This is a genomic window from Thermodesulfovibrio sp. TK500a, from assembly GCF_055381765.1.
Window position 1 is genome coordinate 945,916 of the sequence record NZ_AP041606.1, and the last position, 22,969, is coordinate 968,884.

Here is a 22,969-nt window from a genome sequence, read left to right on the forward strand (position 1 = left end):
CTATAGAAGTAAAAAATTTTAATATATCATTACATCACATTGATGCACTGTCTTAACATTGTTGGAAGGATTAGAGTCAGTAACAGTGCCTATTATATCTGTTCCAGGAAAAGGTCTGATAGGTTTTACTTCTGCTCTTATACCCGTTGACTTTTTTACAAGAACTGGCCTGTCAACCATTGTTACATCAACTACCCATGGATTTGTGGGATAAGGCTTTATACTGGAAATAGTTTTTGTCACTGTTACAGAACGTCCCTGTCCAAGGTCATAATAGGTAATTTTAACCTCAGCGCTGACCTCTACTCCACCACTTCCATTAGAAACAGTAACTATTATTTTGTTCATATAAAAAGCATCTACATCATTTAAATCACAATTAGTCTTACAGTTGGCTGCATAAATATTATCCACGGCAAGATCAGTCTTATAAGATATGGGAGGCTTAAGCCCCGGAGTAACTGGTTTTTGAACCTGTTCTTTCATTTGCATTGGTTGTTCTGCAAAGGATAGAGAAAAAACAAAAACAGCACAGATAAACATTAATGATATGATTGTTACTAATTTTTTCATCTTTCTTGCCTCCTTCTTTTAATTATTAAATTTTTAAAAATCAACTCTTTTCAAATGACAAGTTATTTAAATACTTAAGCTCCTTTCTGACTTTACTTTCTTCTCTCTGGCAGTTGAATCTCAAGCCATTCACTCCAATTTAAAGCTTCATCGCTCTCTTTAACATTATTTAGACTGTCCACCAATGCTCTTACTTTCACTTTCTGACCTGCCATGATTAAAGGAAAATATATAGGCCAATTAATATTGGCATAAAATTCGCCCACTCCAGAGCGTCTCAAACCATTTATAAATGGGTCGTCTGTCATAACTTCCTGTTCTGCTCCCGGAGGTGAAGGAAGTTGTTGCATGATTGAAACCTTGAATCTCTCCCTTGCATCAGCATTACCACGGTTTTCTATGCGAAATTTTATCCTTGCAATGATACATTCACCTCTGCAAGCACTTGCAAAACTTATATAGGGAGTGCCAACAAGTTCAATTCTCCCTCCTACAATTATAAGGTCTGGCATCGGAGGTGGTCCTATCCTCTGCTGTGTCGAGTCTGAAGGTTTTACTGGTGCTGGAGAGACCTCTTTTGCTTTTTCACAAAAAGCATTGGAATATAAAAATATAGTCAATAACAAAAAAATTATTAAATATTTAATCTGCATTCCGCCCCTCTTTCCATTTTTATCTTTGCTTCATAGAAAAAGTGCCACTACAACATTTGCCTGCAGTTGCTGTGTATGTCCCATTTATCACTTCCCACTTCCCTGTAGTGGTCTTACAAATTTTTGCCTTCACTTCATGAACACATTCTGCATCAGGAGTTCCAGGTACTCCCTTTGCTTTTCCTGTGAGCATACAGCAATTACTCCTTGGTATTGGCGTTACTGTACCTTCAAATTTTGTCTTTGGAGCGCCTGTTGCGATATCTAAAACTTCTCCATAGACAGCTGAACCACAATCTGTCTGATGAATTATCATCGTAAATTTCCCAGGCTTAGGACCATAAGGGCAGTTTGGTGAATCTTTTGTTATTCCATCATATGTGCCACCTATACAACATCTAAGTGGCTTTAGTGTCATCTTCTCCTCTGCATAAATAAATCCTGCTAAGCTTAAAACCAATACTACTACTAATAAAATTTTGATACCTGTCTTCATCTTAAACCTCCTTCTTTTTTTACAAATTAGTAATCTTCCAAAGTTAAATTGTTCAAAAATTTTTTCTATCTTTCATAGGCTCCCATATCAAATCCTTTACCCTGTGGTCTTTGTTTGCCATCCAAATCTATTAATGGAGCTTTATCAGATGTGCCTCTATCTATGGCAGGGCTTCCTTCTTTAAGATGATAATCTCCATTTGAACCCCATGCTGGTAATATAAAAAGGGGATTACCATAGATATTTCCCTCACCAAGTTTTCCAATGTTTTTCTGAGTATAATTTCTTCCTCCATGCTCAAGAACAATCTCTGATTTTGGAAGATAAAATAGATTATGGTCTGCTTCAAGTTTTACTGAATTTCCAATATAAATCTGAGAGTTAGGACCACGACCTGAAAATATAGAATTTCTAATAAGAAGTCTCACAGGCACATTTACTCCGTACTGAACATACATGAGATAGTTTCCACCAAGTGTATCATCTACTGTTACATTTATAATTTCAAATGTTGAATTTGGTTTTTCCACCTGGTCAATCACAATGGCTGCCCAGGGTGTTACCTCACTTTTCCCATCACCTCTTCCATAAATAAGGGTATTCTCAATTATGCTTCCTGTGCCCCATAGTTTAACTCCATCGCAGGAATTGTTTGCTACTACACATTTTCTAATAACTGTATTTTCTGCCTTTGAGTCTATGCCATCTCCATAGTTATGCTCTGCAATTGTATTTTCAATAAGCACAGGACCTGCTGAAGGTTCTATGCCAAAGCCATCAGGACGGTCATAGGGACGGTTTGAACCATCTCCTCCTTGATAGTAATGCCCGCTATAAGAGAGTCTACAGCTCTGGATTTTCACATTTTTCCATCCACCATGCATTCCTGCAGGACCTCCCAGTGCTCCAAAACCGCAGTATTCTATTCTGCAATTTATAATCTGAAGGTCATCTACATCTTGAATATTCATACCAAACTCATCAATATGATGAATATATAAATCCTTTAAAACAATATGAGAAGCAGGCTTATTTAATATTTCTATGCCATCTCTGAAGAAAACGGAACCACCCTTTGCAGATGAGTCATGGGTGATTTCAAGATTTTCGATTCTAACATAACTTACACCTGATAGATTAATGGCTGTTAAAAGATTATCTCTTCCTGCAAGAACTGGACGAGCTTTTTCATCTCCTTTTATGACTATCCAGGCATTCTCTCTGCCAGAGGAAGGTTTTATAATGTCATCTTCATATTTTTGAAGAACATACTTGCCCGATTGAATAATCAGTGTATCACCGGGTTTCAGTTTTCTTGAACCATACCCAGGTGTAGCCCATGGCTTTTCCTTTGTTCCTGGGTTGGAATTGCTTCCACTTGGAGAAACATAATAAACATTACCTGCAAAGGATAGAGAAACTAAAACAAACGTAAATAAAAAGTTTACTATCAAAACTTGCCATGTCAATTTTTTTAATATCTTTAACATCTTCCTCTTATCTCTAAAATTCTTTAAATCACTTTAAACTTTCTGACTTTTCATTGTTAGATTCATTTGACTCTTTTATCCAGTTTTGAGAGTCAACTGTAACTGTGTAAGAAACCTTACTCATATTTCTATTTATTACATCTCCCACAGTAAATGAAGCAGTTTCTCCAGCACTAAGTGGTTTACATTTATCTTCATAAATCTGCTTCAAAACTGCTCTATCACCAAAAAAATACGAACCATTTACCTTTACAAGAAAACACCCGACTGGGCATTTGACTTTACCTTCGCTAGTTAATGAATTTTTAGTAGGTATTGAAGAGGTATTTTTGACAGTAACGGCTATTTCCAAAAATATTTCTGTAGGTGTTTGTTTTACTCTTTTAATAACTATCTTTTCAACTATAAGGTCTGCTTTGTCAGAAGTTAAACTCTTTTCCTCTGCTGATAAACTGCCTGTTGAGATAAAAACTGTAAAAATCGTAAGGAAAAAAATTTTTTTAAGCATTTTTATACCCCCTTAAATTTTTAATAACTAACTACTGTTAAAAAACTTAATAAAAATCACCTCCCTTCTTGTTTTATAAATTAGTATGCTTTGTCCCTCAATTTGTTCAAAAAATTTTTAGCCATCTTACTTTTCTCTATTTCCTCTCCCCTTTTACAGCCCGAGCTTTACTATCGTAGCTAACAATCCCTATCTGCTTTCCGTCTTTATTATAAAAAGTGTAATTTATTGATGATAGTTTGCCATCTACATATCTTCTTTCTATCTTCACTATGCTTCCATCGTTATTTCTCATACTTTTTGACCAGATAAGGCTTCTTTCCTGTTGAGTCTGTTCTATTCTGCCTGTCCAGTCACGATTAGCAGGATCAGTAATCTTTGCAGGATTAAATCCCATTGATGCAGCTTGCTCCGGAGTTGGTAGATTTCTTCCGCAGAAATCAATGTTTCTGCCTCCTCTTGAGGATGAAGAATCTGAGGGATTTATAATAGTTCCTCCTTTATCTGTTTTGGAACTTTTCTCCCTCTCATAGCCTGATTTAGTAGATTGAGAAGGATAGGTCTCTGTTGGTTTTGGTCCTTCTGAAGGTACAGAGCTATCTGGTGAGGGATTTATTCTACTCCACTTTAACTTTGTTGCTAATCCCTTTTTCTCTGAATCATCTATAAAACTGAGATACTCAGGCAGGGTTGGTAATACTAAGCCAGAACCTGCATTTATGATGCAACCACCAGCTATTCCTTCAGGGTCACAATTTCCTCTGACTCCTACTCCTGAACCTTTGGGGGATGAAGGACTTGACTTTGTCCAATCAGGAAGTTTATCAAGCAACCATGACCTTGCTTTGCCTAAACCCTCAGTAAGGGGATTATTTTTTTCTTTTTGAGTATTGGTAGTAATCTCAGACTTTGGAGCTAAACTTAATGTATGGTTATCTCCTATTTGAATTATGCAACTTTTATCTGAAGTATTTTTAAAAGTTGTCGTTCCATCAGAATTAGCAATTGCTTCAACACACTTTTTCCCTTCTCTGTCATATCCCTCATAGCAAACATTTTGAGAAGAGTACGATTCTATTACCTGTGAACTTTCTCCTTCCATTATCTGCCCTTGTCTTCCTACAGATGTAGATGGTTTTGTGGGTAAACCTGTAACTTCTGAAGCTCTCTTTGGACTGTATTTTTTCATTCCACCTATGGTTTTTTCCATACCTTGACATGGGTCATTTCCTATTGCAGGCATTGAAAAACCGATGGATAAAATCGCCTTTCCAATTTCCTTTGAAGCTTCCCCTTCGCTAACGTTATCTTTCTTGTAGAATTTTTCTATTGACTCCGTTTGAAGTGTGAATAAAAATACAAAAGTAAAAGAAAAGATTATGAAGGATAGACCTTTTCTAAACATGCTAATCTCCTCCTTTACTCTCCCCCTCAGGAAGTGAAAACCTTCCTGAGGGGGTAAAATCTACTTAAACAGTGCGTTTATATCTGTACCGCTTCTTTCCATTTGATTGTTGTTCAAGTTACAGTCATCCTCATCTCTTTCCTCCTATTGATTTTTTAGCTTTAAATCGTAAGGTGCATTTATTATTTTTATCTTACTTGGGTTTATTGGTGCTTTATCAAATGCTTCTCTGCATTCAGCCTTTTTGGTATCTATATGGAATATTAAATGATATTCTCCTGTGGTTGGATTAATTGTTCCGTAATAATTAGAGTTTTTAAAACATTCTCTTGGCATTACATTCCCTATTACATCACGTGCCTCAGCAAATACCCTTGCATCCGCAGGAAAACGGATAATAGAGCCGTCTGGTGCTGTTATTTTGCCATAAATATCAAAATGCCCGAGATCAGGAAATACTGTTTGTGAAGGTGGATGGGCAAAGGTAGCATTGTTAAAAATTAATAAAACTACAAGGATAAAAAGTGATTTTAAATAAGGGCGAATCTTTTTTTTCATTGTTTTCTCCTTTTAATTTTTTATTTTCTCTCTAAATCAATATGTTTTACTCCTATAAAATCAATGTTTCTAAATTCTCTGCTACGAGCATGGGGAATAGCAAAATAGTCAATGTTTTGGAATTCTCTACTTCGTGCATGTGCTATGGCAAAGTAATCAATGTTCCTAAATTCTCTGCTTCTTGCATGGGGAATAGCAATATAGTCAATATTTGTGAACTCTCTACTACGTGAGTGGGGTATAGCAATAAAGTCAATGTTTCGAAACTCTCTACTTCCTGATGCAGATGATGGCTGTTGGTTTTGGGGAATAGCTATAAAGTCAATGTTTCGAAATTCCCTACTCTTTACAGTAGGTGGTGGTTGTTGTTTGGGGATATTCTCATTAACCTTTGGTGGCTGAGGTGTCCCTTGCTGTTGCGGTTTTGGAATGTTTTCGTTAACTTTTGGCGGCGTCACATTCAACGTTTGCTGTCCGATGCTATCCTGAGCGCTGAGAGTAAAGCAAAAGCAAAAAACGATAATAATAAATAACATTCTGTTCAATCTTCACCTCCTTCTTTTTTTATTTCTTTTTTTTAAAAAGTATACTTTAAATCCCCAATTGTTCAAAAAATTTTTTTAAAAAATTATGGTGCTAATACCTCTACAAATTCTGAAGGCGAACTCTCCAATCCATTATTTAAACAATGGACTACTCTGTATGAAATCCTGCCTTTTGGAGACAGGTTTGTATCAATAACTTCTTTGGAATCTGTCATCGGGCCTGCAAGCACAACCCATGGCAAGTTTTCAGCTCTTTTTACCTGGACAACAATGGCAGACCCTTCTGGTGGCTTATTAAACTTTATCTCTGCATGAAGATAGGGCTCTTTTATAAGTCTTACAGAAGGCTTCTCAGGCTTTGGTATTTCAGGAGCAGCAACACTCACTCTTATAGGACTTGAAAGTTCGCTTCTATTTCCAGCCCTGTCAATTGCCACAAGGCGATACCAGTAGTCATTTCCAGGCTCAACCATTAAATCTTCAAATTTTCGCTTATCTGCTGATAAAGGCTCACTAATTACAATACCTGTCTCTTCTGCTGAGGCACTTCTTAGAACAATGAACTGAAAGGAATCCTCCTCTGGTATTGATGGCTCAAACTCTATAGTCACCCTTCCATTGTCTCCTATGATACTATTAATTATTGGCGAGGGAGGTGGAATTGTATCTCTCAGAGTTACTTCCACAGTTTCACTGGGCTTACTTTCCAGACTATCAAAGGAAACAGCAATCACTCTGTAACTTATCCTTCCAGAATTCTGCTGTCCCAGTTCGTCATCGTAAAGAGTCTCAGGAACAAGTCTACCATTGAGTCTTGACCATTTTTCAGAGCCTGAAGCCCTTCTCTCTATGAAATATCCTGCCACAGGGAATTTTACAGGATTCCATGTAAGCCTTATCCTTGTTCTGCCTACATCTGCCTTTAAGCCTTCTGGTTTAGGTGGGTTATCAGAGCTTGGCTGTGCCATCATTACCCTTGAGGGACTACCTAAATCTCCCCTCTGTCCCACTGAACGAATGCGATAAAAATAGGCAGTGCCTCCAAGAACATTATTATCATCATATTTGTAAGAATCGGCTGAAAGCATTTTGGGTGTAATTACCTCATAGGGACCATCATGAAGATAGGAACGCTCTATTATGTAACCTGCAGTTAAGGAATTCTTCCTTGGCTTCCACTTAAGTTCAACTCTGTTTTTTCCCTCTATTGCTATGAAATCTGTTGGTGGATAAAGAGCTTCTCTGTCTGGCACATAAAGTTTTACTGAAACAGCTTCACTTTTTCGTCCGAATATATCAACGCTGGATACTCTATAGGTTACTTCCATCTCTTTAGAAACATTAACATCTAAAAAGGAGAAACTATCCTCAGCCTTTCCCTTTGCTGCAATCAATGGCTTTGGGGTAAGAATTTCCATGCTTCCATCGCTTCCTTGCCGTTCTATATGGTAGGCAACAATAGGAACTATTTGCTCTTTTAGAGCTCTTTGCCAGAGTAGTCTTACGCCTTCATCTGTTGCCTCAGCCTTACAATTCGAAGGAGATAGTGGCAATGGTGAAGCTTCATTGGGGTCTAATGGCTTTGTCTCAAAGATTTTAAAAACCTTACCGACTTTGTCTAAAGCCAATAATCTGTAATTTCGTTTACCTGGAATGCCATCTTTATCCTTATAACTCATGCCAAGAGCCTCTGCCAAAACTGGATTTTCAGAAGCCTTAATTCCTAAGAAAATCCTTATTCTTATCAAATCCTCTTTATTGATGATTCCCTGTTTTGCCCTTTCTGAAAGGGTTTTTACAATCTGTGCTTCCTTTGGGTCTAATTTATTTAATGCCTCTGTGTTTACGGCAGGTGCTAAGTTTTGTGCTATAACGTTTGATTTACCACTCATTACTCTTTCAAGTCTCCAGCCACCTTCTGGAAATTTATCTTCAGGTAACCAGAAAAGAGAAATTGTTCCTCTGCCGTCTGAGACTGCCCAGAAACTGCTTTTTTCTTTCGTATTTTTCGGAGCTGCCTCTATATTTACAGCAAAGATTAATCCTAAGACAAAAATTACTGTGATTAATATTTTTTTCATATCCCTTCCTCCTATAAGCTGAAGCCTGCACAAACTTCATCTACTTCAAAATCAAAGCATGCCTCTGTATTCATGTATAAAGGCAGAGCTCCCATATTTACATTTACATTCACTGAAGGTCCGATACAGACCTCTCCCACCCAGAAATCAGCACAAACATCTGCAGAGAGAGTTGCTTTTGCAGTTCCTGAAACTTTAAACTCTGGGACTTTAAAATCAAGTCCTGCTTTTAGACTTCCTGTGACCTTTCCGTATACAGGTCCTGGATTTGTTTTTAGGTTAACTGATAAACCGCCACCTATCTTGTATCCATCGCTACCTATGGTGTTGTATCCTTTCGTATCAGATACGAGGATAAAAACATTTATAGGGTCATTCTCTGAGCCTGCATTTATATACCATTTATCCTTGCCAAAATACAGATTAGCTGCATAGTTATCACCCCCATGATGTGGTATATCCACTTTTACCAAGCCTCCCAGTAGGTCCATACCACCGCCAAGCCCTCCTGTAAAAGTTCCTCCTGCATATTTAAAGAATCCTGTGAAATTAGCCAGACTAAAGATAGAGGCTTTATAATCCATTCTTGCTACTTCGCCAAGTTTCACTGTGAATTTTCCATCAAGTGTCCATATAACTCTATTAGGTGAACCTACCATCATACCTGCCATGTATATAGTTTTACCATCCGCCTTCGGAGTGGCTGAATTAAGTGAGGACTGGACTAAGGAGTATTCGTCAAAATTATATCCCAAACCAGCTGAAATTTGATAAAGATATATATAGGGCGGATAAATAGCTACACCTGTTGAGCCAAGGTCATAGGTTAAACGAGTTAACCAATAGTCATCATCACCCATATATCCAAGTCTAAATTCGGCTTTTAGAGCTGGCCCACCAAACATGCCTAGGTCAACACTGCCACTAAATCGGTCGTGAGGGCTCGAGTCTGCTGCCGCAAGTAAAAGAGGTTGCGAATTTAAAGCGTAAAGTTTACCTTCCTCCATTACTTCAGGATTTACATCTGTAACTGAGAGTGTATCTATTGATTGAGCATCTACAAGATAACTTTTAATGCCTTCACCTTCAGCATTTCCTCCCGAAGGACCTGTATAAACAGGATTAATATTTGACTCCACAGTTGGTTGTGCTGGTGGAAAGGCTACTTTTACTGTAAAAGGCTCTACAGAAGGACCGCTTCCTGAATAGTTTGCTCCCTTTATGTTGTAGATGACTTTAATATCAGTTGCTGGCATTGCGGGAGAGTTAGAGAGTCTAATTTTTGTGTCAAAAGCAAGATTAAGCTTTGAATCTCCCCCTGGAGGTGCATTCAAATTAAGAGAGCTTATTTCAAGATTAGTCTTTCCAAGTTTTGCAGGCATGCTTCCTAAAGCAATTTTTTTGTTAGGATTTGCATTTTCATCAAAGTAAGCCCTTCCACTCATACCAAATCTCATTTCAGGCACAGATATGGTCTTTGAATTAAAGGCAACACCCTCTGCCTTGAATGAAAATTTTGTATCAGCAATGACTCGCCATCCTCCTTGGTCTAAACCAAAGCGAAACTTTTCAGCGTAGATGCTTATAGGACCAAAGTTTCTCGTTACAGGAGAAGCCTTAAGCCCTGCAAAATCTATCACTCCTTCCTTTACTGACTGAGATTCTATTGCAGTTGCTTCACCTTTAAGATTTACATTAAGCCAAGGAACATTAATATCCAGATAATACTTTGCATTTACGTACCCGCCTTTTACCTTTGCATCTATCCAGTTAATGCTAACCGTTCCTTCTCCTAACTTTTGTGCCTTTAGAACATTATCCATTTTTATCTGTCCGCAAAGTCCGTCATCCTTTATTACCCAATCATTAACAGGCACTGTTAATGATGCAAGATTCATCACATAGGGCTTTAGTTTTGCATTGCCCAAGTGAATACCAACCCATTCCTTTGCCCCTGAACCGCAAAAGCTACCGGGTCCCTCACCTTCATTTCTACTTAAATCAAAAGCTATATCATTGGAGCTTATTAAAAATCCGCTCCATCCTATGGCACTTTCAGGTAGAGAATCTTTTTTATACCAGTCCCCATTTGCATAAAGCCTTGATTTTAAACCTTTCCACTCATGGACATCCGTAGTTCCCGGCTTGTGTAAGTTTTTGTTGCTAAGGCTTAAATTCAAAGTTGCATCCATCTTCTCCCCTGCAATACCTTCAATCAAAGTGATATTACCAGTTATTCCCTGAGCATTTATGCTATCTGATAGAGGCTTGCCTGTGAGCTTTGTTCCGCTTTTTACATTAACTCCATCAGGCACTGCCCAATTGTTGAAATCAACTGCTACTGCGTATTCACCTGCTGAAGAAGCACTGTTGTTTAGATAAGCTTTGAGTTTTCCAGAACCAGAGTGAACTCCTCCTTGAGATTTCAACTTTGTCTGGTCAAGGTATATTTCATAACTTCCATCTGCTACAGGAAAGACAAATTTGCAGGGCTTAGTTGAATCAGCCTCAACAACTTTATAAAACTCTCCGTCGGAAACATAGAGTGGAGGTTCCTTAGCAATGGTCAAGCTTTGCATCTGAGGCTTTTGTTCTAAATAAACCACCGGTGGAGTATTTGAGCTGGATTCTTTTGAAGGACTTATAAAGCCAACCTTCATTTTATTCAGAGCAACCTGATTCAGAGTCATATTGCCTATGGTGATGTCTTCCTTTTTCATGTTCCCTATAACCTTAGATATCGTTTTTGCAAACTCAGGATTTTTAATATCTGGAATAACCTCTGCCTCCATAAAAAGTCTCTTGACTCCAACAGTGTCTGTATTAAGGAAGGGAGAGTTGAATATTTTAGAATCTACTATTATATTGTCTTCTGTCCATTTGGTTGGATCACCTGTTCTTGGTTTAGAACTGATACTGACAACCTCTTCTCCGATTACTTTTTTAAGAGTTACATCCGTCCACTTTATACGAACCTTCCCAGTACCATAGTATTTAAGCACTGCCTGTGCCTGAAAGGACTTATCACAGGTAGAAGTGGTAGAGGAGTCTTTTTCAGAGTCCGTTCCCGTTGGTTTTGCTTTTAAGTCCTGAACCTTAGTTTTGTCTACTGATACTTTTCCTTTTGTAGTATCCTGTTGTTTTACTATCTTAGTAGCTTGAGATGCTGCCCTATCTTGGATTGTAGATGTTTGTCCCTGTGTGACTGCTCCCTTTTCGGGAAATTTGATTTCTATGGATTTTAAGTTTAGAGGTCCGAAGGCTGCCATGTCTTTGTAAGGGTCAATAACTACCTCATGGCAGTAAAGCATAAAAGCACGTTCAGCAACCTGAGTTAAATCGGATTTACTACTTCTTTTAAATCCTAAGGTCAGATAGTAAGAATTCATACCTCCACCATCAACGCCTGCTGCAAGCTCTGAGGGATTTATATGTTGTAAATCTTCCTTTGCGAGCTGATATATTCTAATTTTGTATACACCCGTATCTGCATATTTATGCTGAACTCTGTTTGCCATATCTGTTGTTGAGGGTAACTTCAGAGTAGACTCACCAAGACTGCTACCACCTCTCTGAAAAAAGCCAAGGGAACACATATTAGGATTTGCCGGTATATTCAAAGTCTCAACTGTTCCATCTCCCCAGTCAACAAAAAGATTCTTAAATTCATACTCTCCAACATTAAGTTGACATCCTCCCTTTTTCTCTCCTGGTATATTATTGACCTGAGCAGAATAGGGCGACTTGGAAAGATTTACTGTTCCAGTGAGAACAAAAATATCTCCTGGATAATTAACCATTTTTACTTGTGTTCCACCTTTGCCTGCACTAACATTGGTGAGAGCAAAGGGAACATTTTTATCTAAAGGACAAGCACCTAAGCCATTGGGAGACATTGGGGTTTTAAGAGGCCATCTTTCGGAAATCTCCACTTCTATCTCTAAGACATCATCCCTTTTACCTTTATTTTCAATTTCCGTAGATGCAGACATTTTACTTTGAGATGATAACCGCTCTAAGTTATTTTTTTCTTCGCCTGTCTTGCTATAAGCTCTGTATCCAGCCACTTCCCATAAAAGGTCTGCCTGTTTAATAAGTTTATCCAGTTCTGATTCCTTTTTTTGTGAAGCACCAGAGGAAGAAGTTTGTCCTGATGGAGGTCCTGATTTTATTAAAGATTGCTGCTGTGCTGCAGGAGATAAGGATTGAGCCTCCACTGCTTTGCCCTTTATTTTCGAGAGCAATTCAGCAAGAAAAGCAGGGTCTGGTCTGTAGAATTTAGAGGGCATTTTAACCTTCATACCATTGTATAGGAACTCAAGAGGATCAATTCGTTTTTTTATAATCACATTACCGCTTTTATCAACTATTCTCAGTTCAAACCACTCTGCAAGCCCTGGATTTTGTTCTCTCCAGGTGAATACTGTAGAGTCATCAAGAAAAGGCATTTGTGGTATTTTTACGTGGTCAGGTCCATCTAAGAAAGGATTTGGTTTTTCAAGAATTATCACACCTTTAGAAAAAACTTTGCCTATTCCATCAAATTTAGGTGTAATTTCGGTCAATATCTTTTTAGGTGGAGAGGCAATTAATAAAGAAGCCTGCGTATCTGTCCATGGTTGACTTGTATTAATGCGGAATTGAATCTGTCTTGAGCCTAATTGGGCTTTTGAAGAAACTTCAACAGTTATCTTGCCTGTAGAAGGATTGACAATATTGAATTTATCCTTTATGCTTATCCCTTCTCCAAAATTTAGCTCCATTGACTCAATGAAATTATTACCTATAACTGTTAGTTGATAGATCCTGCCTTGTTCAAGTTTATTAGGGGAGGCATTAAATATAGAGGGCTGCATAGTAACAGTAGGCGTAACTTTAGGCTGGGGAGCTGTCGGTGGTTGTCCAGAGGGCTGTCTCGATGTGGGAGGAGGAGCAACAACTGTTATAAAAGCTGAGGTTCTGTATACAGAGTTTCCGTAATGGATTGTTAAATTACGTCTTCCTAAGAATGCCCTTGGAGACACGCTAATGTTAACATTAACTGAATTATCTCCAGTAACAGTTTGTCTTGTTATCTCTATACCTTCTCCAAGGGAAACCTGCATGCGAGGGCTAAAATTTCTTGTAGTGAGATTAAGAGTATATGATTGACCTTGAACTAAGGTTGAGGGAGAAACTGAAATTATATCAGGGACAGAAGTTCCTCCCGGAACCATTGTTGCCGGTGATTGAGCAGAGATTTGATTTGATGAAAGGAAGAGAGATAGCAATGTAAAAAGCAAAAAGCATAAAATCGGAAGAGTTAGGCGTTTCATTTTACCTCCAAATTTTGAAGATTTTCTAAGCCTGCCTATCCTTGAAAATCAAGAACTTGCAAACGGGTTTATCTACTATTAATGCCTATGTTAGTGAAAAAATATAATTATCTCTCTTATAGATTATTCGCATCTATTGAGAGAAAAAATTCTTCTTTTCTTTTCCTAATCGCACAGAGGAATTCCAAATAATTCCTCTTCCCATCTGCAAAGATTACCTTTGAAGGTTGGGAGTTTTTTACTGTTTCCTTTTTCACAATACAAAGCTAAAAGTCCACTAACATAGGCTGAAGAAAGAGAGACCCCTGAGATGAAATTGTGTTTATCACTCGGAAATGTGGTAAATATCTTTTCAGCAGGGGCTAAAACTTTTGCTTTTTCTGCTATTTCTCGTGAAGGATAGGGATTTCCCTTTTCGTCAATCCCTCCAACAGAGATTACCTCTGGATGAGAGGCAGGAAAGGTTATTGAGTTACCCATTTTTGAGGCAGGTGCTACTACAAAAATAGCTGCCTTTGCTGCAGAATCAATTAGTTTGCTCAACAGACTGTCATAATTAGAAGAGCCAAAGCTCATATTTATAACTCTTACATTTTTTTTTACAGCTTCATCCATAGCCTGAGCAATACTTAAACTGGTGCATCTACCTTCTGCTTTTTCTCCCAGTTGGCTACAAGCCCTTAAAGCGTATATCTCTGCTTCGGGTGCAACACCACAAATGCCGAAGTTATTAATATTTGCTCCTATTACACCCGCCACAGCTGTTCCGTGAATCTCTCTCTTATAAGAGTCATTTTTTACAAAGTTTTTAGTGAAAACTACTCTGTCCTTTAAATCCTTGTGTTCAAAATCAACACCTGTGTCAATAATTGCCACTTTTATGCCTTTGCCTTTATAAAAATTATGTAGTTTATCAATTTTCATCAGGTCAAAGGCATATTGAAGTTTTCTCATTGGTTCTGAAAAGGTCTGAAATATAAAGTTCGGCTGGGCAATAATTATCTTGCTTTCACCTTTAAGCTGGTCAATTTTCTCAAATATGTTCCTTTCAGTTCTAAGGAGAACAACAAAAGAATCAGCCGATTCTAAAGGAAAAAAATCAAGAACCTCCAAGTCATATTTACGCTTTATTTCTTCAATAAAGCCCTCTGAGAAATCAGATTTTGAAAGAGCAATAATTATCTGCCCAGGAACAAAAGCACTTGCATTAAATGAGAATTCCCAAGCATTACTCTCTCCCACTGTGTTGTTGCTTTCATCAAAGCCTATGACTTTCCAATAATAAGTTTTACCAGGCTGGAATATCTTTTTAAGAATAAACTCTGGCAAATTATAAAATGCTTCCTTTGTATATGCAGAGAATATTGGCTTCGAATCTTTGGTCTCAAAAAACTGTATAAGATAAAGCATTGTCCCATCAAGTTTTTCCCATGTGAATTTCTGAGGGTTAAAGTCAAGCTTTGTGCGGTCTTCGGGATTGAGTAGCTTTATTTTAAATATTTCCTTTACTTCCTGAGTTGTTACAAAATAAAGGGCTGAGGGAATAGGAATGTCAACAGAAGGGTTTGTGATAACAAATCTAACTGTATGAGTACCTGCTTCAAAAGTAGGCAAAGGAGGTATGGTCGGTGTCTGAAGAGTAACTTCTCGTCCGTAAGTTATATGTTGATTTACATAGCTGAGAATTCTTCCATCTACTTCCCAGTAGCCTTTAAGTAGCCCTGAACCTGTAAACTTAATGTCTGCAAAAGCTTTAAGTCCCTTATAGTTTTTTGGTATTGTAATCTCTGCACGACGGTTTTCAAAATAAAGCTCTATTCGCTTGATATCAAAATCAGCTGCTGCATCAGAGGTAATAGTGAAGGAGACAGAAGAAGAAGGATTTGCTGCTCCAAAACAGTTTTGAGGATTAAAAATTCTCTGATAAATTAATTTATTTGAACCCCCTTTGATGGCTCTTTCAATAACAGAGACTGGAATGCTGAGATACTCGGAAGCAGTAATTGAGGAAACTCCACTTGGTATGTTTATAGTTAAACTCTTTGAATTTGTAGCAATTTGAGTACTCCCTGAAAAAAATATTCCGCTGTTAGAAGTTAGATAACATGGAGTATAATTAGGAGCTGTTATATGATAATTCACAGTCACAATACTTGCCTGTCCTCTTGGAATATTGCTTTTGCTTACACTGGCAGTTACACCTGCGAAAGATAGAGAAACAAAAAGAAAAATGATTAAGAGCAATATTACAAAGCTAATTTTTTTCATTCTCTTCCTCCTTAAAATGAAAATGGTATGTTAGTTGTAAATACAAGATAAAGTACAAATTCATCATTATTTGAAGATGGATTTATCTTATCCTTGATTTTTGAATAAGTCGCCTTTAAAGCTAAAACTGGCTTTGCATAATCTTTTATGAATTTAGCAAGGTCATAGGCAATCTGAGCTGTTCCGCTTAAATTTCTGTTATTTGATGAGCCATCATTGGCTTTTGTAATCGTATATGTACCTGCTAAATCAAAAGATGCTCGCTGGTCTAAAAATTTAGTTCTAAAGTCAACATTACTTGTGTATGTGTCTGTTCTCACGCCTGTAAGCTTTACCTTTGATTGATTGAGAGAAAAACTTGTGCTTATGGAGTAATTAACATCTGTATAGACAGGTGTTAGAGTATAGTTTGTTGAAGTACTGTCATTATTTGATGGAGTTTTATCATTCATTGAAGACAGAGAAGTTGTGAGCCCTATATTAAATTTATCTATGCTGTAGTTAATCCTGCCTGCTATGGTGTCTGTCTCAAGATGTATTTTTTTCGTTGCTTCTGGCTCTTTAGTGCTTTTCTGTATGGTTTTCTGATAACTCAATCCCATAGGAAGTTGAGGAATTTTGTTGAAGGCATAATCGGCAGTAAATTGGGTATTGTATATTCTTGGAAATAGTGCATCTTTTCTGACATTGTCATTATATCTTGAGAGGAAAAGATTTAATGAGTGCCAGTCCCAGTTAGCACCACCCCTCAGACTTAATCCCTGTCTGTCTTTCTGTATTGTGTTACCAACTACTTGATAATCTCGTCCAATGTATTCATACATTGCCTCATAGGTGTATCTATCTATATTGCCATAAAACTTTGCTCTGTAGGCTTTATCGCTTTCTTTGCCAAATTCATCGGAGACATCAGGGTCGTATCTTGAAAAATCAAGCTCAAAATCAGTGTTTAGTTTACTTTCAAAAAAATTAGAAGTCATTAAAACACCAAAGACCTCTCCTTTTTTATTTCCTCCAGCTCCTGAAATTCCAAAACCTGTTGATGGTTCACCTCCCGTAATGTAAACGTTTTTAATCTCCATTTTTTTATCGAAAAGCTTTATTCCTGCTGATACACCTTTTATATGGTCTTCCGAGGAAGTTTCAATACCTGTACCGCCTCTTCCACCATAGACAGCCTCACTTTTAACAGTAAAGGCACTCAATTGAAAAATGTCGTATTCAAAACCAAATAAGCCACCTTTTCTTGAAAGTCCTGAAATTGTATAAGGCGTTTCTGTAATCTGAATATCTCCTATATTTGCCTTTGCCTTGAATAAATCTTTGCTATACTGTCCTGTTAATATCCAATTAACTACTTCTAATCCTTTTTTCTGAGGTGCTCCGAGAGGTTTGTTTTGGTCAAGATATCTTAAGTTGGTGTTAAAGTTGAATTCCCATACCTGACTTTTCAATTTTGTTTGAGAACTCAAATTTCCTTCAAGCTTTGATGTAGGCGTATTTGTAAAATCTTCGGGTCTTTTAAGAATACCCTGATATATTATGGTTGCATTGTTATTTGAATAGGCCTCATCAAAAGCCTCAGTGTGTTTGGTTTTAAATGAAATTGTTTTCTCAATTGGATTGCCTTCTCTATCTTTCGCAGTAATGGTTAAAGTATGATTACCTGGTGGTACAATATTAAATGGTTTGAATTCAAAACCCTTTTCAGTGAATTTAATTAATTGAGTAACATCTGTGCCGTCAAAAAGGACAACAATAGATTCGCGCTTTAATGAATCTTCAAGTTCAACTTTAAGCTCTGGTTTTTTTGATATAATTTCTAAACCTTCTTGAGGTGAAATAATCTTAACCTGTCCTCTTGATTCCTCAGACCAGCATAAGGAAAAAAAGACCATTAAAATTCCTACAACTAAAATCGATAAAGCCATCTGCACCACCTCCTAAATTTATCTCAACTTCTCAAAGCTGTCGATGGTTACAAATGGCTTCATATCCCATTCTTACATCTGGCAGCTTTTTTGAGCTAACATATTATACATTAATTTTCAATATATTCAATCACAATGTTTCCACCTTCTCCTATAACATTAACTACTCTGTAAATATTAAAAAAATGATTATGGGTTATTAATTCTTCAATTTTATTCTCGATTATTGTCCTGATTGCTTCTTCCATAAGCTTTGATTTTATTCTTTTTATCAATTCATTTTTAATTTTTTCATCGATATCTCTTTCAAGTTTTTCAGATAGAAGAGTATCCCAAGCACCAACAAAAGTACCTCTTACATCAGGAATAACTTGAACATCTGTATATGTAATTTTCCCGTTCCTTAATCCTGGTAAGAAATATACGGTAATATCAAATTTTGTAAAATTATAATCTGGAGCTGTTGCATCATGCCACACTCCCCAAGTATATTCATAACCCCTAATCTCTGTACCGCTTGTCTCAAAACTTATTCTCAATTTAATCTTTCCATCTTCTACGGAGAATAAATCTCTTCCCGAAAAAGCAGCGTTCACATTGTTTATAAAACCTCTATAATCATATATGTTCTTTGTATAATCAAATCTTGGAATGGAAAAAGTTTCCCTTCTTCCCATTATCTCCACATATGAATCATTTGCTTTATAGGGATTATGGGTCAAAGTTGCACTTGAAGAACCATCAAAATTGTTTAATCTTATAGAACCTGTGAGTAACCCTCCGAAAATTGATATAAGATCATTATTAATAGTTAATCTTTTTCTTTCCCATTGATGTTCATAGGTATCGGAATCTCGCTCAAGAGGCACTCTATATATTGGATTAATACCAACACCTATCAGAAGAGCATCTCCACTTAAAGCTTTCCCTCGGTCTGGTAAGGTTGTCTCACCTAACTGAACCTGTTCACCTGCTCGGATGTTTAAATTAGTGGTTGTAAATTTGCCAGAAGCTAATGAAGGTCCTGATAAGCTATTAATTACATTATATTCAACCTGTATAGGGCTTGAGGTGAAATCTGCATCACCTGTATTTTTCGCAAGGAATTTTATCTTCATTGTTTTCTGATCCACTAAAGGTTTAACATTTTCTATTTTTGGTTTTTTTACACTTATAATTAATGCATTTTTTGCTTCTAAAGTGCGACGATGGAGATTTCCTGCTTGGTCAATATCTAATCTAACAGGATCGATAGCTGAAATCCTCAAAATATATTTTTCTGTTTTGGAAGGTTTTATTGTTTTAGAGCCCTCTATTGTAAAGGATTCATTTCTATAATCTGTTCTGGAAAGAGGAATTTGGCCAATATCTGGGGTTATTTCAAGTTTTAAACCTGAAAGATTGTTTCCACTAATAGTCCATCTAAGAGTCACCTCCTCTCCGTAATTAATAGTAGTTGACGAAGCTGAGAAGTTAATGATATTTAGGCTATATGGACTGCTTATACCTGGCTTAGGTTTTTTCTTTGTTTCCGGTGTAACTTTAGGTGAAATGGGTGTAGTTTGTTGGGGAGTTGAATATTGCTGAGATGGAGGTCTCTGAATTTTATCACTCTGTGCATAAGCTAATATAACTATAGTAAAGAAAAGAAATACTGCTGTTGTTGAAATTCTTAAAAGTTTCATTTTAATTCCTCCTTTTTTCTAAAACATTTCCCTTTACTTTGTAATATGGAAGTTAAATCTGGGACGTTTCTCAGATTGCCCTTCTTCATTAATTAATAGTCTTATCAAAACGTCAAAGCCCTCCTCGGGAATATCTGGAGTGATTGAGAAAACAGCAGGTCCAAAATTACATAATACACCGGTGGGTGAATAAGTAGTATTTGCAGTAATAACTACATTTCTGCAAGAATAAAAACCTGCACCAGATATCTGTGCTACTACAATGCCTTGTCTATTACGAAGCATGATATCATGTCCTTTTACTATACTGCCTAATTCCACTCCAAATTGTATTACATCAACATCAAAAGCAAAATTTCCTTTAAATTCCTTGTTACCTTTATTCTCAAATTCCATACAAAATGATATATTCGGTCCACATCTATAAATACGCTTTACAATTAGTTCAGATTTTACAGGGATAAAGCGAGAAAATAATTTCCTTGATTCGTTATTGTTTTTGTCTTTCTCTTGAATTTGATTGGAAGGGTCAATTCTTACAATAACCTCAGTTTTACGGTCTGCAGGGTCTTGCCATACCTTTTGTCCTGTGTTCCAATTAATTTCTCTGTTTGGATGAGTAAGTGCTCTCTGAGGGTCAACAGTTGCAAGCATGTTTTTTGTGGATTTGCCGTCTATTGTGAGCTCTATAAATGCCTGATTACTACTTCTTTCATACTCTGATGCTTTAATTCCAGATTTCCCAATATTTTTTATTTTTACTATTATGTTTCCGGCGCTATCCTCAGAAATTTCTGATACGATTAAGTCTGGCATTAGGTCTCTCATCTGGTCTACCTTTGTCGGTTGATTATCTCCCTTAGGCTTGTGAGTCATTGGGCCACTTTCTGCAAAGACTGATGAGGCAATAAGCAAGGATAAAAGAACTACAAAAACCTTCGAATAAATAGATACAAGACTTTTTCGCATACCTTTTCCTCCTCATATTTTTTAAATTAAAGTAAATTTTGACAAGAATTTTGTTCAAAATTCTTTAAAAAATTTTTTAAAGGAATTTGAGATTAAAAGAGGGCGATATTATAAAGAGGGTTACTCCAATAATAGAGTAACCCTCTCCTTACGCTATTTTCTTAGATATTTAAAGGAAGGGGCAGGTCTTCCTACAAAACAAGAATTGTTGAAACTATATTTTTTTATAATTGCTAATGCTTGTCTTGCTTCCGACTCTTTATTACCAAAATCAAACAGCAATTGACTGCCAGTAACTATCTTCCAGCTGTTACCTATGTTTTTTAGCTCCAGAGTTTCTAAATTGATAAATACACAGTCATCAGTTTCAAATGGTCCATAACGATATGGTCCGGCAGGAGGAAGTCCTGAAATTAGCAAGTAAGAAAATGAAGGATTTGGTCTTCCCACAAAACAAGATTGGTTCATTTTGTAATGTTTTATTATTCTTAGAGCTTTCTCAGCCTCAGATTTTTTACTGCCAAAGTCAAATAACCATTGACTACCATCAACTATCTTCCAGCTGTTACCTATTTTTTTTACCTCTGCAGTTGTTGGATTAAAAGATACACAGTCTTCTTTAACGGAAGTTTCAGGATGTGGACCAGGCTCAACACATTTAATTTTAAAATGAGCCTTCTTTGATTCTTTATCTTGGGGATAAACAATTTTTATTGCTTCCCATCCCTCATAGTCTGACAATGTTTTTCCACCGAGAGTCCATGTAGTGCTCACATTTTTTGAACCATCCTTTTCAAAAAATATTGTCTCAATCGGTGAATACGCTCCGTCACTCCTTATAAACTTATACTGAACCTTGAGTGGCGGTCTTTTTAAATTTTTGACTGTAATTTGACCTTCAAATTTTATAGCTGCTGGACATTTTCCTTTGTAGGCTTCAGGAATTGCTTTAAGTGAAGCTTCTATCTCTGGTTGTTGAGCACTGCCTATCCCTGCAGATAATATTAAGGCAAATACTAAAATTAAACTTACTAATAATCTTGTTTTCATTTCTCCTCCTTTTCATAATCTTTTACCTTATCAAAAAATCCAGCAATCAAAAATTACATAACCTTCCTCTTTTCATAAACCTCCTTTCTGTTTTTTAATAGACAAATAAATAGAGACGAAGAATCAGTAAGAGTATTTTCAATCGAATTAACTGAATAAGTGTAAAAAATGTAATTTTCATTCTATGAAAAAGTAATATTTCAGATTTAGATTGTTCAAAAAATTTTTTATAAATTAACAGGCAGGCTCGGCAAGAAGAACTATACCACTTTTTCTTAAAATATCTAAAACTCTATCCTTTTTCTCCCTGTCCTTTATTCCAACAACATAAAGACCTGTTTTAGAAGGACCGTCAATTATTCTACCATCTATTTTTTTTAAAAGTTCTCTAATCTCCTTTTCCTTTACATCTTCTTTAAAAACAACATTTATTGCATAGGCTGTTTCAGCCTTAATTTCTGCGGTTGAAAGAGTTTTGTATTCATATTTTAAATTGAGAATGTAAAACAACAAACCAATAATCACTAAAAATTGAAACATTATAAAACCAAAGGAAAATTTTGGATTCAGGCTAAAGATATTCCATATATATTTTCTTCTTCCCCTTATTCGACTGCTTATTTTAGGATAGATATTATTAGAAGGCTCAGGAAAATCATTTTTTATTTTATCATAACCCCTTTTAACACCGTTCCAGAAATTTAATTCTTTTTGAAGTGCCGGTTCATTACTTAGAATATTTTCTATTTCTTCTCTTTTTTCATCTGAAACTAATCTCTTGGAATACAAAGGCAACATTTCTTTGATTTTTTCTAATTTCTTAGAAAAAGGCATCTTTGTTTACCCCCATATTCTCAAGTATTTCTCTTAATTTTTCCTTTGCGTAAAAAATTCTTGTTTTCACTGTATTTAATGGAATATCAAGTATTTTTGCCACTTCTTCATAGGTCAGTTCATGTATAAATATTAAATCAAGAATCTCTCTATGCTTTAAAGAAAGCTTTTTCAAAGCAAGATAAATCAGCTGTTCTGTTTCGTTTTCTGCTGTTAATCTAAACTGTTCAGCCTTTTGATTTTCTGTATCTTTTAATTCCTCATACCTGTAATCTCTCTTCTTTATTTCATTCATCGTTAAATTTCGGGCAATTCCTAAAATCCATGTTAAAATCCGTGAATCTCCTTTAAATCTCTTTGCAGACAACCATACTTGTGTATAAGTTTCTATCATAAGGTCCTCAGCAGTTTCTTTGTTGTTAACAAAGTTAAATATGTATTGATAAACACTTCTTGCCGTAATATCATAAAGTCTCCTCAACGCCTCCTCATCTCCATCTACAATCTGCTTGATTAATTTTTGCTCCTCATTCATTAGTAATACTAACCTCACAAAAAGTTCAAAAACTGGAAATATTTTGAAAAAGGAGGGTTAAAAAAGTCAATAA

The 22,969-nt window shown here is 36.4% G+C and carries 17 protein-coding genes; all 17 read right to left on the bottom strand.

Annotated features, from left to right (window positions below):
• Nucleotides 1–18: 18 nt before the first annotated feature.
• The 17 genes from ACZ430_RS04975 to ACZ430_RS05055 all read right to left on the bottom strand — a co-directional run bounded on the left by ACZ430_RS04975 (nucleotide 19) and on the right by ACZ430_RS05055 (nucleotide 22,896).
• On the bottom strand, nucleotides 19–573 hold the full coding sequence (locus ACZ430_RS04975) for a hypothetical protein (protein ID WP_297212819.1): 555 nt from the start codon (nucleotides 571–573) through the stop codon (nucleotides 19–21).
• A 92-nt stretch (nucleotides 574–665) separates the two neighbouring features.
• On the bottom strand, nucleotides 666–1,226 hold the full coding sequence (locus ACZ430_RS04980) for a hypothetical protein (protein ID WP_297212821.1): 561 nt from the start codon (nucleotides 1,224–1,226) through the stop codon (nucleotides 666–668).
• A gap of 19 nt (nucleotides 1,227–1,245) precedes the next feature.
• Nucleotides 1,246–1,722: a hypothetical protein gene (locus tag ACZ430_RS04985; RefSeq protein ID WP_297212823.1), complete on the bottom strand. Its 477-nt coding sequence runs from the start codon at nucleotides 1,720–1,722 to the stop codon at nucleotides 1,246–1,248.
• 65 nt (nucleotides 1,723–1,787) lie between these two features.
• A complete protein-coding gene (locus ACZ430_RS04990; RefSeq protein WP_297212825.1) occupies nucleotides 1,788–3,212 on the bottom strand; it encodes a right-handed parallel beta-helix repeat-containing protein in 1,425 nt (474 codons plus the stop codon).
• Nucleotides 3,213–3,240: 28 nt separating this feature from the next.
• Nucleotides 3,241–3,720 carry a CARDB domain-containing protein gene (locus ACZ430_RS04995; protein WP_297212827.1) on the bottom strand — a complete coding sequence of 160 codons (480 nt, stop codon included), beginning with the start codon at nucleotides 3,718–3,720 and terminating at the stop codon, nucleotides 3,241–3,243.
• A gap of 136 nt (nucleotides 3,721–3,856) precedes the next feature.
• Nucleotides 3,857–5,125 carry a hypothetical protein gene (locus ACZ430_RS05000; RefSeq protein ID WP_297212829.1) on the bottom strand — a complete coding sequence of 423 codons (1,269 nt, stop codon included), beginning with the start codon at nucleotides 5,123–5,125 and terminating at the stop codon, nucleotides 3,857–3,859.
• 144 nt (nucleotides 5,126–5,269) lie between these two features.
• On the bottom strand, nucleotides 5,270–5,683 hold the full coding sequence (locus ACZ430_RS05005; RefSeq protein ID WP_297212831.1) for a hypothetical protein: 414 nt from the start codon (nucleotides 5,681–5,683) through the stop codon (nucleotides 5,270–5,272).
• A gap of 20 nt (nucleotides 5,684–5,703) precedes the next feature.
• Entirely contained in the window at nucleotides 5,704–6,228 is a 525-nt protein-coding gene (locus ACZ430_RS05010; protein ID WP_297212833.1) for a hypothetical protein, read from the bottom strand.
• An 83-nt stretch (nucleotides 6,229–6,311) separates the two neighbouring features.
• Nucleotides 6,312–8,309 carry a fibronectin type III domain-containing protein gene (locus tag ACZ430_RS05015; protein WP_297212835.1) on the bottom strand — a complete coding sequence of 666 codons (1,998 nt, stop codon included), beginning with the start codon at nucleotides 8,307–8,309 and terminating at the stop codon, nucleotides 6,312–6,314.
• An 11-nt stretch (nucleotides 8,310–8,320) separates the two neighbouring features.
• Nucleotides 8,321–13,624 carry a hypothetical protein gene (locus ACZ430_RS05020; RefSeq protein ID WP_297212837.1) on the bottom strand — a complete coding sequence of 1,768 codons (5,304 nt, stop codon included), beginning with the start codon at nucleotides 13,622–13,624 and terminating at the stop codon, nucleotides 8,321–8,323.
• A 165-nt stretch (nucleotides 13,625–13,789) separates the two neighbouring features.
• Entirely contained in the window at nucleotides 13,790–15,892 is a 2,103-nt protein-coding gene (locus ACZ430_RS05025) for a S8 family peptidase (RefSeq protein WP_297212839.1), read from the bottom strand.
• A gap of 11 nt (nucleotides 15,893–15,903) precedes the next feature.
• Nucleotides 15,904–17,823, bottom strand: a complete 1,920-nt coding sequence (locus tag ACZ430_RS05030) for a hypothetical protein (RefSeq protein WP_297212841.1) — start codon at nucleotides 17,821–17,823, stop codon at nucleotides 15,904–15,906.
• A gap of 110 nt (nucleotides 17,824–17,933) precedes the next feature.
• Nucleotides 17,934–19,508 carry a hypothetical protein gene (locus tag ACZ430_RS05035; RefSeq protein ID WP_297212843.1) on the bottom strand — a complete coding sequence of 525 codons (1,575 nt, stop codon included), beginning with the start codon at nucleotides 19,506–19,508 and terminating at the stop codon, nucleotides 17,934–17,936.
• Nucleotides 19,509–19,541: 33 nt separating this feature from the next.
• The gene (locus ACZ430_RS05040) at nucleotides 19,542–20,477 is read right to left on the bottom strand and encodes a CARDB domain-containing protein (RefSeq protein ID WP_297212845.1); all 936 of its coding nucleotides are present in this window, start codon (nucleotides 20,475–20,477) and stop codon (nucleotides 19,542–19,544) included.
• Nucleotides 20,478–20,630: 153 nt separating this feature from the next.
• Nucleotides 20,631–21,527, bottom strand: coding sequence for a hypothetical protein (locus tag ACZ430_RS05045; protein WP_297212847.1), 897 nt, complete (start codon nucleotides 21,525–21,527; stop codon nucleotides 20,631–20,633).
• A gap of 234 nt (nucleotides 21,528–21,761) precedes the next feature.
• The gene (locus ACZ430_RS05050) at nucleotides 21,762–22,361 is read right to left on the bottom strand and encodes a hypothetical protein (RefSeq protein ID WP_297212849.1); all 600 of its coding nucleotides are present in this window, start codon (nucleotides 22,359–22,361) and stop codon (nucleotides 21,762–21,764) included.
• On the bottom strand, nucleotides 22,348–22,896 hold the full coding sequence (locus ACZ430_RS05055) for an RNA polymerase sigma factor (RefSeq protein WP_297212851.1): 549 nt from the start codon (nucleotides 22,894–22,896) through the stop codon (nucleotides 22,348–22,350). The genes ACZ430_RS05050 and ACZ430_RS05055 overlap by 14 nt, the downstream gene beginning before the upstream one ends.
• Nucleotides 22,897–22,969 lie beyond the last annotated feature (73 nt).

Excerpts from the sequence above, each read along its gene's own strand:
- ACZ430_RS04975 (WP_297212819.1), bottom strand. The coding sequence starts at position 573 with ATGAAAAAATTAGTAACAATCATATCATTAATGTTTATCTGTGCTGTT.
- ACZ430_RS04980 (WP_297212821.1), bottom strand. The coding sequence starts at position 1,226 with ATGCAGATTAAATATTTAATAATTTTTTTGTTATTGACTATATTTTTA.
- ACZ430_RS04985 (WP_297212823.1), bottom strand. The coding sequence starts at position 1,722 with ATGAAGACAGGTATCAAAATTTTATTAGTAGTAGTATTGGTTTTAAGC.
- ACZ430_RS04990 (WP_297212825.1), bottom strand. The coding sequence starts at position 3,212 with ATGTTAAAGATATTAAAAAAATTGACATGGCAAGTTTTGATAGTAAAC.
- ACZ430_RS04995 (WP_297212827.1), bottom strand. The coding sequence starts at position 3,720 with ATGCTTAAAAAAATTTTTTTCCTTACGATTTTTACAGTTTTTATCTCA.
- ACZ430_RS05000 (WP_297212829.1), bottom strand. The coding sequence starts at position 5,125 with ATGTTTAGAAAAGGTCTATCCTTCATAATCTTTTCTTTTACTTTTGTA.
- ACZ430_RS05005 (WP_297212831.1), bottom strand. The coding sequence starts at position 5,683 with ATGAAAAAAAAGATTCGCCCTTATTTAAAATCACTTTTTATCCTTGTA.
- ACZ430_RS05015 (WP_297212835.1), bottom strand. The coding sequence starts at position 8,309 with ATGAAAAAAATATTAATCACAGTAATTTTTGTCTTAGGATTAATCTTT.
- ACZ430_RS05020 (WP_297212837.1), bottom strand. The coding sequence starts at position 13,624 with ATGAAACGCCTAACTCTTCCGATTTTATGCTTTTTGCTTTTTACATTG.
- ACZ430_RS05025 (WP_297212839.1), bottom strand. The coding sequence starts at position 15,892 with ATGAAAAAAATTAGCTTTGTAATATTGCTCTTAATCATTTTTCTTTTT.
- ACZ430_RS05030 (WP_297212841.1), bottom strand. The coding sequence starts at position 17,823 with ATGGCTTTATCGATTTTAGTTGTAGGAATTTTAATGGTCTTTTTTTCC.
- ACZ430_RS05035 (WP_297212843.1), bottom strand. The coding sequence starts at position 19,508 with ATGAAACTTTTAAGAATTTCAACAACAGCAGTATTTCTTTTCTTTACT.
- ACZ430_RS05040 (WP_297212845.1), bottom strand. The coding sequence starts at position 20,477 with ATGCGAAAAAGTCTTGTATCTATTTATTCGAAGGTTTTTGTAGTTCTT.
- ACZ430_RS05045 (WP_297212847.1), bottom strand. The coding sequence starts at position 21,527 with ATGAAAACAAGATTATTAGTAAGTTTAATTTTAGTATTTGCCTTAATA.
- ACZ430_RS05050 (WP_297212849.1), bottom strand. The coding sequence starts at position 22,361 with ATGCCTTTTTCTAAGAAATTAGAAAAAATCAAAGAAATGTTGCCTTTG.
- ACZ430_RS05055 (WP_297212851.1), bottom strand. The coding sequence starts at position 22,896 with ATGAATGAGGAGCAAAAATTAATCAAGCAGATTGTAGATGGAGATGAG.